The 237-nt window shown below is 74.7% G+C and carries 1 protein-coding gene; it reads right to left on the bottom strand.

What is annotated here, in order from left to right; all coding sequences use genetic code 11:
* Positions 1 to 237, bottom strand: a 237-nt coding sequence (locus tag PU683_RS21655; RefSeq protein WP_431190970.1) for a hypothetical protein, incomplete at both ends; no start/stop codon positions are given.

Here is a 237-nt window from a genome sequence, read left to right as displayed (position 1 = left end):
GGAGGTCGCGGCGCCACAGTTCGGCCAGCAGGTAGTAGAGCGGCAGCACCGCCCCGAACAGCGCCGGCAGGAAGCAGGCGAGCGACGCCGCCCAGCCGCGAGCCCCCGAGAGCTGGATGCGGCCGACCGGGCGCGGCCGCTTGACCGGCAGGGCAAAGCGTCGCGCGCCGCGCGTGCGCGCCTCGGCGGCCATCAATCCGACCACGACGAGCAGCATGACGCAGGCGATCTGGGTGG

This window comes from Candidatus Kosakonia sp. 282A-S69 (assembly GCF_029433855.1).
Lineage (GTDB): Bacteria > Pseudomonadota > Gammaproteobacteria > Enterobacterales > Enterobacteriaceae > Kosakonia > Kosakonia cowanii_A.
This window is presented reverse-complemented; position numbering and strand designations above follow the sequence as displayed.